Annotated in this window: 19 protein-coding genes; 8 read left to right on the forward strand and 11 right to left on the reverse strand. The window is 65.9% G+C overall.

Annotated features, from left to right (window positions below):
* Nucleotides 1-14 precede the first annotated feature (14 nt).
* Complete coding sequence (locus CH290_RS23915; protein ID WP_019667084.1) at nt 15-782, reverse strand: DUF2470 domain-containing protein; 768 nt, start codon at nt 780-782, stop codon at nt 15-17.
* 107 nt (nt 783-889) lie between these two features.
* On the opposite strand from CH290_RS23915, the gene CH290_RS23920 reads away from it, so the two are divergent.
* Genes CH290_RS23920 through CH290_RS23930 form a run of 4 tightly spaced genes read left to right on the forward strand, consistent with a single transcriptional unit; the run spans nt 890 to nt 3,219 of the window.
* Complete coding sequence (locus CH290_RS23920) at nt 890-1,435, forward strand: hypothetical protein (RefSeq protein WP_249277817.1); 546 nt, start codon at nt 890-892, stop codon at nt 1,433-1,435.
* Entirely contained in the window at nt 1,401-1,604 is a 204-nt protein-coding gene (locus tag CH290_RS30810; protein WP_249277818.1) for a hypothetical protein, read from the forward strand. The genes CH290_RS23920 and CH290_RS30810 overlap by 35 nt, the downstream gene beginning before the upstream one ends.
* Nucleotides 1,605-1,615: 11 nt before the next feature.
* On the forward strand, nt 1,616-2,560 hold the full coding sequence (gene pheA / locus CH290_RS23925; RefSeq protein ID WP_033189361.1) for a prephenate dehydratase: 945 nt from the start codon (nt 1,616-1,618) through the stop codon (nt 2,558-2,560).
* Entirely contained in the window at nt 2,557-3,219 is a 663-nt protein-coding gene (locus CH290_RS23930; RefSeq protein WP_019667087.1) for a histidine phosphatase family protein, read from the forward strand. Before pheA ends, CH290_RS23930 begins: the two co-directional genes overlap by 4 nt.
* Nucleotides 3,220-3,232: 13 nt before the next feature.
* Here the strand turns inward: CH290_RS23930 and CH290_RS23935 are convergent, their stop codons facing one another.
* The 4 genes from CH290_RS23935 to CH290_RS23950 all read right to left on the reverse strand — a co-directional run bounded on the left by CH290_RS23935 (nt 3,233) and on the right by CH290_RS23950 (nt 6,326).
* Complete coding sequence (locus CH290_RS23935; protein ID WP_230620992.1) at nt 3,233-4,036, reverse strand: ESX secretion-associated protein EspG; 804 nt, start codon at nt 4,034-4,036, stop codon at nt 3,233-3,235.
* A 5-nt stretch (nt 4,037-4,041) separates the two neighbouring features.
* On the reverse strand, nt 4,042-5,295 hold the full coding sequence (locus CH290_RS23940) for a PPE domain-containing protein (protein ID WP_230620991.1): 1,254 nt from the start codon (nt 5,293-5,295) through the stop codon (nt 4,042-4,044).
* A 58-nt stretch (nt 5,296-5,353) separates the two neighbouring features.
* Nucleotides 5,354-5,656: a PE domain-containing protein gene (locus tag CH290_RS23945; RefSeq protein WP_170947524.1), complete on the reverse strand. Its 303-nt coding sequence runs from the start codon at nt 5,654-5,656 to the stop codon at nt 5,354-5,356.
* A gap of 118 nt (nt 5,657-5,774) precedes the next feature.
* A complete protein-coding gene (locus CH290_RS23950) occupies nt 5,775-6,326 on the reverse strand; it encodes a histidine phosphatase family protein (protein ID WP_019667091.1) in 552 nt (183 codons plus the stop codon).
* A 198-nt stretch (nt 6,327-6,524) separates the two neighbouring features.
* On the opposite strand from CH290_RS23950, the gene CH290_RS23955 reads away from it, so the two are divergent.
* Together CH290_RS23955 and CH290_RS23960 are read left to right on the forward strand one after the other, a co-directional pair.
* Nucleotides 6,525-6,719 (forward strand): CbtB domain-containing protein, encoded by a 195-nt coding sequence (locus tag CH290_RS23955; protein ID WP_019667092.1) that lies wholly within the window; start codon nt 6,525-6,527, stop codon nt 6,717-6,719.
* Nucleotides 6,710-7,489: a CbtA family protein gene (locus CH290_RS23960; RefSeq protein WP_020111781.1), complete on the forward strand. Its 780-nt coding sequence runs from the start codon at nt 6,710-6,712 to the stop codon at nt 7,487-7,489. The genes CH290_RS23955 and CH290_RS23960 overlap by 10 nt, the downstream gene beginning before the upstream one ends.
* 28 nt (nt 7,490-7,517) lie before the next feature.
* Here the strand turns inward: CH290_RS23960 and CH290_RS23965 are convergent, their stop codons facing one another.
* Both CH290_RS23965 and CH290_RS23970 read right to left on the reverse strand, forming a co-directional pair.
* Nucleotides 7,518-7,850 (reverse strand): metallopeptidase family protein, encoded by a 333-nt coding sequence (locus CH290_RS23965; protein ID WP_019667094.1) that lies wholly within the window; start codon nt 7,848-7,850, stop codon nt 7,518-7,520.
* 13 nt (nt 7,851-7,863) lie between these two features.
* The gene (locus CH290_RS23970; protein ID WP_019667095.1) at nt 7,864-8,931 is read right to left on the reverse strand and encodes a septum formation family protein; all 1,068 of its coding nucleotides are present in this window, start codon (nt 8,929-8,931) and stop codon (nt 7,864-7,866) included.
* A gap of 34 nt (nt 8,932-8,965) precedes the next feature.
* On the opposite strand from CH290_RS23970, the gene CH290_RS23975 reads away from it, so the two are divergent.
* The gene (locus CH290_RS23975) at nt 8,966-9,358 is read left to right on the forward strand and encodes an ankyrin repeat domain-containing protein (RefSeq protein WP_019667096.1); all 393 of its coding nucleotides are present in this window, start codon (nt 8,966-8,968) and stop codon (nt 9,356-9,358) included.
* A gap of 11 nt (nt 9,359-9,369) precedes the next feature.
* Complete coding sequence (gene serS / locus CH290_RS23980; protein ID WP_019667097.1) at nt 9,370-10,623, forward strand: serine--tRNA ligase; 1,254 nt, start codon at nt 9,370-9,372, stop codon at nt 10,621-10,623.
* A gap of 9 nt (nt 10,624-10,632) precedes the next feature.
* Here the strand turns inward: serS and CH290_RS23985 are convergent, their stop codons facing one another.
* From CH290_RS23985 to CH290_RS24000, 4 genes are read right to left on the reverse strand one after another with little or no spacing between them, the layout of a single operon-like run.
* On the reverse strand, nt 10,633-11,451 hold the full coding sequence (locus CH290_RS23985) for an ABC transporter permease (protein ID WP_033189358.1): 819 nt from the start codon (nt 11,449-11,451) through the stop codon (nt 10,633-10,635).
* Nucleotides 11,448-12,287 (reverse strand): ABC transporter permease, encoded by an 840-nt coding sequence (locus tag CH290_RS23990; protein ID WP_033189357.1) that lies wholly within the window; start codon nt 12,285-12,287, stop codon nt 11,448-11,450. Before CH290_RS23990 ends, CH290_RS23985 begins: the two co-directional genes overlap by 4 nt.
* Nucleotides 12,284-13,093: an ABC transporter ATP-binding protein gene (locus tag CH290_RS23995; protein WP_019667100.1), complete on the reverse strand. Its 810-nt coding sequence runs from the start codon at nt 13,091-13,093 to the stop codon at nt 12,284-12,286. Before CH290_RS23995 ends, CH290_RS23990 begins: the two co-directional genes overlap by 4 nt.
* A 33-nt stretch (nt 13,094-13,126) precedes the next feature.
* Nucleotides 13,127-14,143, reverse strand: a complete 1,017-nt coding sequence (locus tag CH290_RS24000) for an ABC transporter substrate-binding protein (RefSeq protein ID WP_019667101.1) — start codon at nt 14,141-14,143, stop codon at nt 13,127-13,129.
* Nucleotides 14,144-14,153 lie beyond the last annotated feature (10 nt).

Genomic DNA, 14,153 nt, shown 5'->3' on the forward strand with positions numbered 1-14,153 from the left:
GAATCAAGTATGAGCTAACCCCGTGCGCGCAATCCGTTCAGGAACGGGCACCCAGCGAGTACACGGAGCGCGCGGCTCAGCGCCATGGTGTCGTCGACGGGTTCGGCGAAACCGAGCCGAACGTCGTTGTCCCCGTAGTCGCTTTCGATGCGCAACCGGATGCCGTAGCGATCGATGCCGAGAGGCCGGATGCGTCCCTGTCGCAGCGACGGCGGGAGGCGTCGGGCAAGTTGGTTGACGAGGTCTGCATGGTCCTCGTCGAGGTGTTGCAGCCAGCTGGTCTCCATCTCCCAGAACGGATCCGGCTCGGCGGAGAGCAGGTCGTCGACGGCAACCGGCTCGGCGCCGGTGCTGTCCGCGACGACGGCCGAGGTGAGGATCAGCCGCAGCAACACCGTCGAATGTCCGACGTCGAGCAGTGCGGGGTGTGGGTGCTCGGCGGCAACGGCACCGGCCATGGGTCGCATCAGCGACTCGGGCACGGGCCGTAGCTCGCCGCGCAGCCACACCAGCGAACGAACCGGCTCACGCAACGCCAGTGGTGCGTGATCGGTCAGTTCGAGGACAGCCGGGACCCCTGCACGGGTCGACTGCCACGCAATGGCGCCGGTAGCGGAATCGCTGGGCACCGCAAGCACTACTTCACCGTTGGACCGCAGGTGGTGAAGGCTCGTGACGACGGGTTCGCTGCCTTCGATCGCCAGAGCCGCACCCTCGGCACGCGCACAAGCGCTGCGGACTCGTTCTGCGGTCGACGGTCCGGTCGTCGTGGCGCCGATCATGGGCTCCTCCGATGCGGTTGCTAGTAGGTGAGGCAAACCTAAGTTAAATGACGGGAGCCGGTATCGCAAGTGCACGACGAAAATTCCTCCGCGCTAGCGTGAGAGCCGTGTCCATTCCCCTGACCCTGGGCGTGCCCCACCGACCGGAACCGGGGGCCCTCGTCGCCGGCCTCCTCCACCAGTGTTCCCGCAGTTCCGAGCGCGTCGAGCGCGATGCCGACGAGGTGACGAGCGGACCGGCGATCGTGTCCGCATCGGTGTTGCGCGACCATCCGGGGGAACCTGCGCTCGGCAGACTCGTCGTCGACCTCGACATCGATCCCGAGGAACTCCGAAGATCCCGCGCCGTCTACGAAGCCGTCCGGTTCCACCTCGACGTCGACGCCGAGACCATCGACGACGCCACCGCCCTGCGCGTCCCGTCGCCGCTGGTTCTGTTTCCCGACCTCGGTGACGGACCGACACTCGACGCGGTCACGCAGATCGTCGAAGCACACCGTATCCCCCGGTCTGATCGCGTCGGCGTCGCCGCGGCAGGTCGCCGACGTGCTCGCCGTCGTCGCCCACGCCGACGGCGGATTCTTCGCGCGGGCTCGGTCGGGTTCCGAGGTCATCGCGTTGCTGTCCGCCACCGTCGCAGCCCTGCGCGGTGACGACATCGCCACCGCATGGGCGAACCCCGACACGGCCGCGTTGGCGGCATTGAGGCCCGAGGCCGCGGAGGCGGTGCGGACGGTACTTCTCGGCATCGAGGTCGACGACGCCACCGCCGCGCATCACGATCTCGCGGCAGCGGGCTTGGTTCCGGCACCGTCGGCGTAATCTCGTCTTCCGTGCCCACAATCGCGTATTTCGGTCCATCGGGAACATTCACCGAGATGGCACTCGGCCAGTTCGAAGCGCAGGGCGTCTTCGCGGATCTCGGTTTCGTCGGAGATATCGAACGACGTCCACTCGGTAGTCCGCCGGCGTCGCTCGACGCGGTCCGCGCAGGCGACGTCGATGCAGCGGTGGTGCCCATCGAGAGTTCCGTCGAGGGTTCGGTCTCACCCACTCTCGACGCTCTCGGCGCGGGCAGCAGGCTGCAGATTCTCGCCGAAACCGAGGTGGACGTCGCGTTCTCGATTCTCGGCGCGCCCGGTGTCGCGCTCGCCGATGTTCGTACGATCCGTGCGTATCCGATTGCCGCAGCGCAGGTTCGGCAATGGATCGACGCCACGATCCCGGGTGCGGAGGTGCAATTCGCCTCCTCGAATGCCGCTGCGGCGGAGGATGTTGCGGCCGGGCTGGCCGACGCGGCGGTGTCCACGCCGCTGGCCGGCGAGAAAACGGGATTGCCGACGCTTGCCGCGGGCGTCGCCGACGTCGACAACGCGCGCACCAGGTTCGTGCTCGTCGCGCCTCCGAGATCCGCACCACCGCGAACCGGTGCCGATCGCACCGCGTTGGTGCTGATGCCGGACAACGTTCCCGGCGTGCTCAACCGGGCTCTTGCGGAATTGGGCATCAGGGACATCGATCTCACACGCATCGAATCACGTCCGACGCGTGAGCAATTCGGCACCTACTGGTTCTACCTCGACCTCGCCGGTCACATCGACGACGAAGCCGTCGGCGAGGCACTGCGTGCACTGCACCGCAAGATGAAATTGCGGTTCCTCGGATCTTGGTCCGTCGCGACGGGAACAGGGCACCGTCCTCCGTCGTTGGAGGAGGAGATCGAATGGTTGAGTGCGCTTCGCGGGGGTGCGCACCGAGACGAAGAGGAGGATCGATGACGGGCAAGCTCGTACTCGTCCGTCATGGACAGACGTTCTCCAACGTGGACAAGCTCCTCGACACGAAGCTTCCGGGGGCGCAGCTGACCGATCACGGTCACGAACAAGCCAGGCGCTACGGCGCCTCGATCGCGTCGACACCTCCGAGCGTTCTCGTCTCTTCCTTCGCGATCCGTGCCGTGCAGACAGCGACGCACATCGGTGATGCCACCGGACTCGATCCCCAGCAGCGCGAAGGTATTCACGAGGCGCAGGCAGGGGAATGGGAGGACCGGAGCGACGACGCCGCGCACAAGGGCTTCACTGAGATCTACGGCCGTTGGCACGCAGGCGATCTCGACGCCACGGTCCCTGGCGGGGACAGTGGGCGCAGTATCCTCGACCGATACGTGCCGGTTCTCGACGAGCTGCGGGAGCAGTACCTGACGTCCCCGGATTCCGCCGATGTCGTTGTGGTCAGCCACGGCGCCGTGATCCGGTTGGTCGCCGCCGTACTCGCCGGTGTCGACGGCACATTCGCCGCGGACAACCATCTGGACAACACCGAGACCGTCGAGCTGGTGCCGTCGGGAACAGGTTGGACCTGCGAGCGTTGGGGTACGTTCCTGCCGCCGTTCGAAGGCAAGGGAAGCACGACCGCGGACAACCCGATCTCCTAGAGCGGCCTGTCGATCAGCGCGCCCTGTCGATCAGTTCGGACAGGGCCGCTCTGATGCGGGTGTCGGTGCCGGCGGACAGGGTGGTCCAGTGGCTCCCGTCGGCAGCGCTGCTGGACGTCGCGGCGATCCGTCCCCGCGGGGTGTCGAAGAAGGCGACGGGGTGAGCGCCTGCCGATCTGTTGCCGGATTCGACGGTGACCGAGGTGATCTCGGCTTGTGCCGAACACATACTGATCGCCGACGCCACCTCCTGGGCCACGTCGGCGTCGATTCCGAGGTGGGCCAGGCGGGATGCCGTGGCCCCGGAGTCGGTAGGCGCAGCGTCGAGGGCCTCCGCGAGTCCGTCCGTCGGAGCCGACAATCCACGGAATTCCAACGGCCGGCCACTACCGAGCTCGGTGAACAGCTCGACGGCCGGGTCGGCAGCTGCGATCCGCAGCCGTAGACGGCCTTCCGTCTTGGTTGCGATCACGGTGCCGGTGCTGTTGGCTGCCAGGCAGATTCGTAGGATCGGACTGTCCTCCGTGTACGGCGTGGGGACCCGACGCGCCGATACGTACCATCGTGGCTGCTCGAGCATCCGGAGCCATGCCTCCAGGTCCGGGTGGATGAAGCCGTCGACAATCAGATTGTCCTGCACCAGGCCGGCATGACCGCGTGCGAGCGATTCGTGTTTCTTCTCGAACGAGTCGTAGCGAGGGAACACGTCGAGAACGACGGGCAACTCGACGATGCTCAAACTGTCGACGAGGAAATCCGTTCTGTCCGCGTCCAACTCGGCGAACGGGAGAGTATGGCCGAGCGGTTGGGTTCCCAAGTCGATCAACGATCGTTCCAGGACGGATCGGCCCCGATCACCGAGGGAGCAACCGTGCGCCCGTCGGAGAAATGCTCGAACTGACGTAGATAACCGGGTGTGTCGTGTTCGTCGTCTTCGTTGTTGCTGCTGTGGCCTGCGCCGACGGGTCCTGGGCCGTGGGCTCCGCGTGCCGCCGCGGCGCCGTCCGGCGCGGCAGAGCCGAACATGGACCCGGTACCGACTGCGCGTTCGCCGCCCACCCCGGGGCCCGAGCTCGGCGACCCTGCGACCGGACTCCCGAGTGAACCTGCAGCCGAACCGAATCCGCTGCCCGAGCGCAGCCCACCAGCGCCCGGCACGCCGACGTTCGACGCGGACACCGCACGGGTGGACGTCGTCCCCGCCGTCGGGGACTCTGTTCTGAACGAGGCAGGGGTCGACGCCTGCCCGGTGGAACTGGAGTTCGAGCTCATCAGCGACGACACCGCGGCGCTGCCGATGTTGGTTGCCGCCGATGCCACGGTGGTGACCGACGACCCGGCGACCGAACCTGCCGTGCTCGCAATCTGGCCTGCGGCACCGGCCAACGCGGGATTCTGCAGCGCGGAACCGACGGCGGCGAGAGCTGCCTGAGCCGGGGACGTGTTGGTGCTGAAGCCGAATATGCCTGTCTCCGAATGAGATCGTGCGGAGTCGATGGGGCGTCCCGCGCTGTCGATGCCTCCGCTCACGGCAGAGTCGTTGACGATCTTCGGCGGATGGTCGAACGATACCTGCAGTGCAAGGGGTGTCGTCGCGGCCTCGTAACCCTCCATGACCAGGCCCGCCCGGACGTCGAGGGCGCGCTCGGCGACTTCGAGCGCCTGGGCGCTCCCGTTGAGCGCACCACCGGCACCGTAGGCGGCGATCTTGGCGCTCTGCACGGCACCGATCTCGACGGGATTGGGCATGGTCAGCGCGGCCGTCGAGTACGCCGCGGCTTCGCCGGCAGCCATTCCGGATATCTGAGTGGCCTTCGCCGTGACGCCTTGCGTCCAGGCGAGAAAACCACCGAGTCGCTCCTGAGCGGCATTGGCGGCCTCACCTTCCCACCCCGCGGCGAGAACGGCCATCACGCGAGTGAGGGTGATCGAGGTGTCCGCGTACGCAGCCGCGACGGCCTGCCAGGCTCCGCCGGCAGCAGCCAACGGAGCAGCGCCCGCACCTGCCAACAGCGACGTCGAGTTGACCATCGCCAAGCGTGGCATCCACACCACACCGGTGACTCCGAGTGTCATCGTTTTGCTCCCAAGGATGAGTGGGCGTGAAAGAAGGTTCTTCGGCGCGCGGAGGTTCTCAGCTGCCCAGCGCTTTTCCGTGCTCGAACTCCACGTTGCGGTAGGCCGCCGCCTGCGCACGGAGGGCAGCTGCCGTCTCGATCAGTTCGCCCACCGCCTGGGCCGCGGCCGGGGAGAACGTGCCTGCCGAATTTCTGAAGAACCGGTTGGCGAGCAGAGAAACTTCCTCGCTACCGGAGGGAATCGGTTGAATGGGCAGTGACACCGCGGTGAGGTTCGCCTGCAACCGCGCGGCCGCGGCATCGAGATCCGCGGCAGCAGCGTCGAGGGCCACAGGGTCGACCCGCACGGTACCTGGCATGCTCACTCCTCGTTCAAGTTGTTCTCGCGATGCGGCGGCCCTCGTTGCCGAGAATTCGCCCTTCGTATGGATTGGACGAGACCGGAACCCGATCGGTTCCAGCAGAACGAGAAAAAGCTCAGCTAATTTTTTCCGCGACCGAGCGGAGGGTCCATCGACCCGCCCGACACTGCACTGTCGTCGAGGTCAGCGGCGGAATGTCGACGCGCCAGAAGGACAGCCTCGGTGCGTCGAGAGTTCTCACGACCGCCGCCCTGATCACCGCGGGATGAGTCACCGCGCAGACCCTCGTCGGATCGGAGGCGACACGATCCATCCAACCGGTGACCCGAGAGAAGAGATCGTCGACGGATTCGCCACCGGGCGGTGTGAACGATGTGTCCGTCAGCCACGCCAGAACGTCGGGCTCGGGGAGTCGGTCCATCGTCGAGCCACGCCAGTCGCCGTAGTCGATGTCCGCGATCGCCTGCGTCGTCGACCCCGTCAATCCGAGCCCCTCCGCAGTCTGCCGGGCGCGTAGTTCGGGAGCGATCACGACTGCGTCGGCGATACCTGGATACCGAACGGCGACAGGAGCAATGACCGGTTCGTCCGATTCGAAGCGCGCCCGACGCTGCGCTTCGGTGACGGCATGGCTGACCAGCGTCAGTCGCAGCACCGAATTGCCCACGCGCGTCACTGTAGTTCCGATTGACAGCTGTAGGAGATCGGTGCCACAGTTCGCGGGTAAGTGCGACGTGTGCAGGTAATCCGGTGGAAATCCGGAGCGGTTGCGCCACTGTGAGCAGGTCCCGGCCTGTCAGCCAGAAAACTCACACGTCGTGGACGTTTCTACGGGACGCACAATCCCAGGAGGCAACACCGAATCATGGCTACAGTCGTCCATCCCAGCAGATCCGCGGAGTCCGCGGCCCTCGCCCTCGTGGTGGGAGCGGTCATCCTTCTCGCATTCCTCGTGCTCTATCTGGTCGGCTTCGACCAGGGCGCCATCTCCCGCAGCGGGATGTACATGCACGAGTTGATGCACGACGGACGCCACCTGCTGGGGCTCCCGTGCCACTGACCACACTCGGAGGCACGTTCATCCAACTTCTCGTGCGCGGTCTGCTGGCAGGCCTGATCGCCGGATTACTCGCCGGTGCGGTGGCCTTCACCATCGGTGAGCCACACATCGACTCGGCCATCGCTATCGAAGAAGCCGCAGGCGCGGGCGAGCATTCGCACGGTGAAGAGGCCGCGGCCGGACACTCGCACGACGAGGAGGACGCTCTCGTCAGCCGCGACGGACAACGCGCAGGACTGTTCCTCGCGACAGGGCTGGCCGGTCTCGCTCTGGGAGCGATCTTCGCCGCGGTACTGCACTACGCCCGACGATTCACCGCACTGCCCGGATCGATCCTCGCGCTCGCGACGGCGTTCCTCGGGTGGGTGGCCATCGAAGCGGTCCCGTTCTTCAAGTACCCCGCGAACCCACCCGCCGTCGGAGACCCGGACACGATCACCCAGCGAACCTGGCTGTGGCTGGCAGCAGTGGTTCTCGGACTCGTCGCCGTCGGCATCGGTGTCTACGTCGCCAAGCTCGTGTCGACCCAGACCTCCGTCGCCATCCGCATCGGAGCCCCGACCCTGACCTTCCTCGTCATCGCGGCACTCGGATACGTCCTACTACCCGGAATCAACGAAGTCGGCGACGACTTCCCCGCCACCCTGCTCTGGGAATTCCGACTGTCGTCCCTCGCGACCCAGGCAACACTGTGGCTCGGCCTCGGCCTGGTCTTCGCCTTCCTCACCGACCGCACCTCCTCGCCCACCAGGGAAGCGGTCTCGGCCTAGCGCCTCCCGCCCGCAGCTGGGCCGGGGGTCAGCCGAAGCCGAGTTCGTGCAGACGTTCGTCGTCGATACCGAAGTGGTGGCCGACTTCGTGGGCGACGGTGATGGCGATTTCGCGTTTGGCGGTGTCGGCGTCGTCGACCATGTCGAGGATGGGTAGCCGGTAGATCGTGATGACGTCCGGTAGGTGTCCGCTGTATTCGTAGCGCTCGGTGAGGGCGACGCCTTCGTACAGGCCGAGGATGTCTTCCGTCGGGTGTTCTTCTTCGACGAGGATGACGACGTTGTCCATGCGGTCGGTGATGTCGGGCGGGAGGGTGTCGAGGGCGTCGGCGACGGCTTCTTCGAACTCGGCGCGGGTCATGTGGGTGGGAATGTCACCCTCCGGGAGTGATCGGCGCTGCGCCGGGCAGCGGAGTGGGGAGGGCGCGGCCGTCGGGAGCGGCGGGGGGAGGCACGGGGGCTTCACCGTTGATGAGGATGTCGCCCTTCGCGGATCCGGCGATGGTCGCGAAGCCGCCTTCGTCGAGTTCCTTGCCGATGGAGCAGCTCACCTGGCGTGAGCCGGCGAGCCAGCTGGTGACGTCGATGGTGTTCCAGAAGAGCGTGAGCGTTTTGTCTCGCAGCGCGGTGTCCGAGCCGAGGTAGCCGTTGACGGCTTCGGTGCAGGTCTGTTCGAGGTAGGCGTCCTGGTCGGCTTCGGTGGGGATGCCGCTGGGGAACTGCTGCTGCAGGTCGATGATCGATGCGACTTCGAAGGCGTGTGCCTGGGCGCAGTCGACGGGGTCGGCCGGGACGTTCTGGTTGATGCCGATGCAGGTTCCGACGTCCCACACGTTCGATTGGTCCTGTCCCTGAACCGAGCCGCTCATCTCCTGCGGGATGCCGGTGTTGGAGGACTGTTGGATTCCGCAGCGCAACGTTCGTTCGCCCGACGCCCATCCGGCCTGGCTGGGGAACATGAGCCCGACGCTGAACTTGCCGCTCGGATCGAACTTGGTGCCGAGGTAGTCGTCGACGACGTCGATGCAGTGTTCGTCGCGTAGTTGCCCGAACCGTAGGGCCCCGGGGTACGCGGCTCCCGGGGCGAACTCGAGGCCCGGGTAGGCGGTCATGTCGACGTCCTTGGCGACCTCGAATCGGTGCGGTTCGGCGCAGGAGACCTCCGCCAGATCCTGGCGGTCGGTCTCGGGGTCGTCGGTCGGCGTCCAGTCGAGGCAGGTGCCCGGGTCGGCCGAGCCGAAGGACGCCGCGGACACCGGGCCGTCGGTGGCGGGACCTGCCTCGGAATGCGTCGTGATCTTCTCGGGCTGGGAGAAACCGTCGGACACGAAGAGGGTGATCGCCGCGGCGGCGACGGCGCCGATGGCGACGAGCACCAGGCCACGACGCGCGACGTGGGCGGTGACGGTGCGCTGGTTCGGTTTCTCGGGCTTGCTGGACATCGCCTTCCATCATGCCCGAGTAACTTCTACTGTCATGACGGGACCTGATGACGCCGACGACGTTGCCGAGCTCGCCGGACGGCTGTTCGACATGGCTCGTGCCGGGGACACCGAGGAGCTGACGGCGTACGTCGATGCGGGTGTTCCGGTCGATCTGAACAATTCTGCCGGGGACACGTTGGTGATGCTCGCGGCGTACCACGGGCATGCGGCGACGGTGAATGCCCTGGTGGAGCGGGGTGCGGACGTGAATCGGCCCAACGACAAAGGTCAGACGCCGCTCGCCGGTGCTGTGTTCAAGGGCGAGGACGACGTCGTGAAGGCGCTCGTCGACGGTGGTGCCGACCCGGCAGGGGGTCACCCGTCGGCGATCGATGCAGCTCGGATGTTCGGACGCGAGGACTACCTGGGGTTGCTCGGCAAGTAAGGTTTGTCTCCGTGATCGACCTCAAGTTCCTCCGCGAGAATCCTGACGTAGTTCGAGCCTCGCAGCGCACACGTGGTGAAGACCCTTCACTGGTGGACGCGTTGCTCGAGGCGGATGCGTCTCGTCGCGCAGCTGTGCTGGCCGGGGATCAACTCCGCGCCGAGCAGAAGGCGCTGGGCAAGAAGGTCGGCAAGGCGTCTCCCGACGAGCGCCCGGCTCTGCTGGCCGGTGCGTCCGAGTTGGCGGCTCAGGTCAAGGCTGCCGAGGCGACGCAGAACGAGGCCGACGCGGCCCTCGACGTCGCGGCCCGCAAGATCTCCAACATCGTCGAGGAGGGCGCACCCGCCGGCGGCGAGGACGACTACGTTCTGCTCGAGACCGTCGGCGACATCCCGACGTTCGATTTCGAGCCGAAGGATCACCTCGAACTGGGCGAGTCGCTCGGCCTGATCGACATGGAACGCGGCGCGAAGGTGTCCGGTTCACGGTTCTACTTCATGACCGGGTACGGCGCTCTGCTGCAGCAGGGAATGCTGCAACTCGCCGCGCAGAAAGCCGTGAAGAACGGTTTCACGATGATGATTCCGCCGGTGCTGGTGCGCCCGGAGATCATGGCGGGCACCGGTTTCCTCGGGGCGCACGCGGACGAGATCTACCGGCTCGAAGCCGACGACCTCTATCTCGTCGGAACGTCGGAAGTTGCTCTTGCGGGCTATCATTCGGGCGAGATCATCGATCTGTCCGACGGTCCCAAGCGCTACGCGGGATGGTCGTCGTGCTTCCGCCGCGAGGCAGGCAGTTACGGCAAGGACACCCGCGGCATCATCCGGGTCCACCAGTTCGACAAGATCGAGATGTTCTCCTACATCAAGCCGGAGGACGCTGCGGCCGAGCACAAGAAGCTGCTCGAGTTCGAGCGCGAGATGCTTGCCGCGGTGGAGCTTCCGTACCGCATCATCGACGTCGCCGGTGGCGATCTCGGTTCGTCGGCCGCCCGCAAGTACGACTGCGAGGCATGGGTGCCCACCCAGAACGCCTACCGCGAGCTCACCTCGACCTCGAACTGCACGACCTTCCAGGCGCGTCGTCTCGGCGTTCGGTACCGCGACGAGAACGGCAAGCCCCAGATCGCGGCGACGCTCAACGGCACCCTGGCGACGACCCGGTGGATCGTCGCCATCCTCGAGAACCACCAGCAGGCCGACGGTACCGTGCGGGTACCGGAAGCGTTGGTGCCCTTCGTCGGAACGGATGTCCTGCGCTGACGCGCGGGGTCATCCGCCGAACTTGGCGGTGATCCGGTGCTCGAGCCATTGGAGTGCGATGGTGGGTGGCAGCGCCATCACCATGATCAGTACGACGGTGCCCATGATGTTCTCCATGCGGACCAGGCTGACGTTGCGCAGCAGTTCGTAGCCGATGCCGCTGGACGACGAGAACATCTCGGCGAGAAGCAATCCCAGGAACGCGAGCCCGAACGTCATGCGCATTCCGGTGGCCAACGCCGGCAGCGCCGAGGGAATGACGATCTGACGGATCAGCCGTGGCCAGCCGACCTGCAGCGACGCCGCCATCTTCAGGTGGATCTGCTGGACCGACGCGGTGCTCTCGACGGCGACGAGAAACATGGGTACGAAGGCCGCGTAGAACGTGAAACCGCCTCGGCTCAGTTCGCCGATCCCGAGGAACGACAGGAAGATCGGGTACAGGACGATCTTGGGAATACTGTTGATCGAGTAGAAGATCGGCAGGATCGACCGCGTCCAGAACGGGCTGATTCCAAGAGCGAGTCCCAGCAGCGACCCGGCCACGGTGCTCGCGAGGTAGCCGAGGGCGAGGATGCGCAACGAATCGAGAACGTTCGCACGGAATTCGGCTTTCCCGAGGTCGTCGGCGAGGGAAGACATGGCCTCGGCGGGCGTCGGGAAGATCAGGCTGTTCGCCACGACGGCGGCGAGCCACCAGAGAGCGACAGCCAGGACTGCGACGACGACCGGGGGTGCGAACCGCCGCAGCAGGCTGGGTTTCGTCGAGGGGGAGCGTTTCGGTGCGGCACTCGGTGCGGTGGCAACCTTCGCGGTCACGGTGCTCATCGGCGACGCCTCCAATCGAATCGGTTCAGGGCAGCGGAGATGCCGAGGGTGGCGAGAAGGGCGAGAGCGGTGACGACCAGGATTCCTGCGTACATCTCTGCGATGTCGAAGCTGTCGTAGGCGATGGAGATGTAGTGACCGAGGCCCTGGGTCGACAGGATGAACTCGCTGGCGAGCACGGAGATGATGGCGTAGGACAGGCCCAGCTTGAGTCCGGTGACGATGTTGGGCAATGCATAGGGCAGGAGTATCGACCGGAAGTACTGCCACCGGGTCAATCTCAAGGTCGACCCGAGTTTGGCGACGATGGGGCTGACGGAGTTGAAACCTGTACGAGCGTTCATCGCGACGACACCGAACGCGAAGATGGTCGAGAGTATGGCGATGGGGGCGATGCCGCTACCGAAGAGTACGACCATGATGGGGTACAGCGCGAAGGTCGGCACAGCGTAGTACACGTTGAGGTAGGGCTGGAATGCTCTGTCCCACAAATCGAACCGCCACAGCAGGTAGGCCGCGCCGATCCCGAGCAGCGAACTGAGAACGAATGCGACGACGATGATGCCGAGGGTCCGCCCGAGTGCATCGACGAGGAAATCCGGATCGGTCATGAGCTGCAGGGCTGTGGCGGCCATGTCGGATACCGGCACGATGTCGAGTGGCGAGGCCAACGGGGAGCGTGCGTACATCTCCACCACCAGCACAGCCAGTACGATGACCGCTGCGGTCCAGCCGGCAGCTGGAATCTTCAGTACGGCTTTCGGTGCGGGACGCAGATAACCCGGTACGACGGAGCGTTGTCGCGTTGTTTCTGCCGCAGTGGACGTGGTCGTCATGGCTCCACGCTCATCGTCTTCTTGGCTTCGTCCCGCAGAGTCGACCAGATTCGCTCGTGAACGGTGATGGCCTCGGGGCTGGACAAGACGTCCTCCGACCGCGGCCGCGGAAGATCGATCGGCATCTCGTCGATGAATCGGCCCGGCCGCGCGCTCATGACGAGCACCCTGTCGGACAACAACACCGCCTCCTGAATGCTGTGGGTGATGAACAGGACTCCACACGTGAGCTTTTCGACGATCTTCAGCAGCTCGTAGGACATGACGAGCCGAGTTTGCTCGTCGAGCGCGCCGAACGGTTCGTCGGCGAGAATCAGATCGGGTTCCATCGACAGGCATCGGGCAATGGCGACGCGTTGGCGCATACCGCCGGACAACTGCGTCGGAAAATGGTCGCCGAACTTCGACAGTCCGACGGTGGCGAGCAGTTCGTCGGCGCGTGCCCGTCGTTCCTTCTTTCCGACGCCCTTGACCTCGAGCGCGAACGCGACGTTGTCGCGGACGGTCCTCCACGGAAGCGTCGCCGATTCCTGGAAGATGATGGCGGTCTTGCTCCGTGGGCCGGTGAGCGGACGGTCGTCGACGGTGACGGTGCCCCCGTCGTGGTCCTGCAGGCCCGCGAAGATTTCGAGCAGCGTGGATTTGCCGCAACCGCTGGGCCCGACGATGGAGACGAACTCACCCCGTCCGATCGTCAGGTCGATGTTGTGCAGAGCGGTCACCTCTCCGAAACGCCGGGACACCGAGTCGGCGACGGCGATGTTCGGTGTGGTGGTGGTGCGTGGTCGATCGTCTGTCTGTGTCACGTGGAATACCCTCTCGTGCAGGCGGAGTGAAGATCAGGTGGTGCAGTCGACAGGCATGTCGCGCGCGACGCCGTCGGCCAGGAAGTCGGGGTCGAACAGAGTGCAGAAGTCGGGTTCTCGGTCGCTGCCCGACGCCTCGACGCCCGCTTGTGCGGATGTCACGGAAGCCGGGTCGAATCCGCCGCCCCACGTGTCGACCGAGGATGCGCGTTCCACCACCGCCAGTGCCGACGCGGCGTCGAACCCGGTGTAGGCGGCGTAGATCTGCGCCGCGGCTTCGGGATCGGCCTTGATCGACGCCACGGCCTCGGTGTATCCGGCGTTGATGGCGCGGACGACACCTGGATTGGATTCGGCGTAGTCCTTCGTGGTGGTGATCGTGGACTGCAGAAACCTCTGCATGTAGTCGGGGCTGCTGACGATGAGCTTGAAGTCCTCCGGACGCTGCTCGGCGACGATGGAGGGGATGAGCGCGATGTCGACGGAGCCCGCTTCCAGGAGGGCCAGGCCTTCACCGATGCCTCCCGACGAGACCCGTTCGATCTTGCTCGCATCGACGCCGGCGAGGTCGGGTAGCAGAAGCGTGAGCGCGTCGGAGGCGGAATTGGGGCGGGTGTACGCCCACCGGCGAACGTCGTCGATGGAGTTGATCGACGGATTCGATGCCAGCGCGTAGAAATTCATGGGGTATGGCCCCTGGGTGCCGCCCCCGACGATCCGGAGCTCGGAACCGCCTGCGTCGGCCTGGACGATGGAGGGGTAGCTGACCTCGCCGATGGGGATGTTCCCGTCGAGCAGCGTGCGCATCGTGGCGCTGCCGCCTTTGCCCGGCACGATGTTCTCGACGATGACCCCGTGCTTCTCGAAGAGGCCCTGCTGCTGGGCGACGAGCCACGGGATGCTGTAGATCTCCGCGGCTGCGGACACGGTGACGTCGATGGTGACGGGGTTCTCGGGGTCGGCGTCGGGGCCCGGATCCGACCCACAGGCGGTGAGTCCGAGAGCGAGTGTCAACGCCACCGACAGGGCGGCGGTTCGATGAAGGAACATGGCAGGCCTC

This window comes from Rhodococcus sp. 06-156-4, assembly GCF_002259345.1.
In the GTDB taxonomy this organism is placed as follows: domain Bacteria; phylum Actinomycetota; class Actinomycetes; order Mycobacteriales; family Mycobacteriaceae; genus Rhodococcoides; species Rhodococcoides fascians_E.

What these genes read in the sequence shown, in the direction of transcription:
- CH290_RS24000 (WP_019667101.1), bottom strand. Translation starts at nt 14,143, where the DNA reads ATGTTCCTTCATCGAACCGCCGCCCTGTCGGTGGCGTTGACACTCGCT.
- CH290_RS23985 (WP_033189358.1), bottom strand. Translation starts at nt 11,451, where the DNA reads ATGAGCACCGTGACCGCGAAGGTTGCCACCGCACCGAGTGCCGCACCG.
- CH290_RS23965 (WP_019667094.1), bottom strand. Translation starts at nt 7,850, where the DNA reads ATGACCCGCGCCGAGTTCGAAGAAGCCGTCGCCGACGCCCTCGACACC.
- CH290_RS23975 (WP_019667096.1), top strand. Translation starts at nt 8,966, where the DNA reads ATGACGGGACCTGATGACGCCGACGACGTTGCCGAGCTCGCCGGACGG.
- CH290_RS23990 (WP_033189357.1), bottom strand. Translation starts at nt 12,287, where the DNA reads ATGACGACCACGTCCACTGCGGCAGAAACAACGCGACAACGCTCCGTC.
- CH290_RS23940 (WP_230620991.1), bottom strand. Translation starts at nt 5,295, where the DNA reads ATGACACTCGGAGTCACCGGTGTGGTGTGGATGCCACGCTTGGCGATG.
- CH290_RS23955 (WP_019667092.1), top strand. Translation starts at nt 6,525, where the DNA reads ATGGCTACAGTCGTCCATCCCAGCAGATCCGCGGAGTCCGCGGCCCTC.
- CH290_RS23945 (WP_170947524.1), bottom strand. Translation starts at nt 5,656, where the DNA reads ATGCCAGGTACCGTGCGGGTCGACCCTGTGGCCCTCGACGCTGCTGCC.
- CH290_RS23915 (WP_019667084.1), bottom strand. Translation starts at nt 782, where the DNA reads ATGATCGGCGCCACGACGACCGGACCGTCGACCGCAGAACGAGTCCGC.
- CH290_RS23970 (WP_019667095.1), bottom strand. Translation starts at nt 8,931, where the DNA reads ATGTCCAGCAAGCCCGAGAAACCGAACCAGCGCACCGTCACCGCCCAC.
- CH290_RS23930 (WP_019667087.1), top strand. Translation starts at nt 2,557, where the DNA reads ATGACGGGCAAGCTCGTACTCGTCCGTCATGGACAGACGTTCTCCAAC.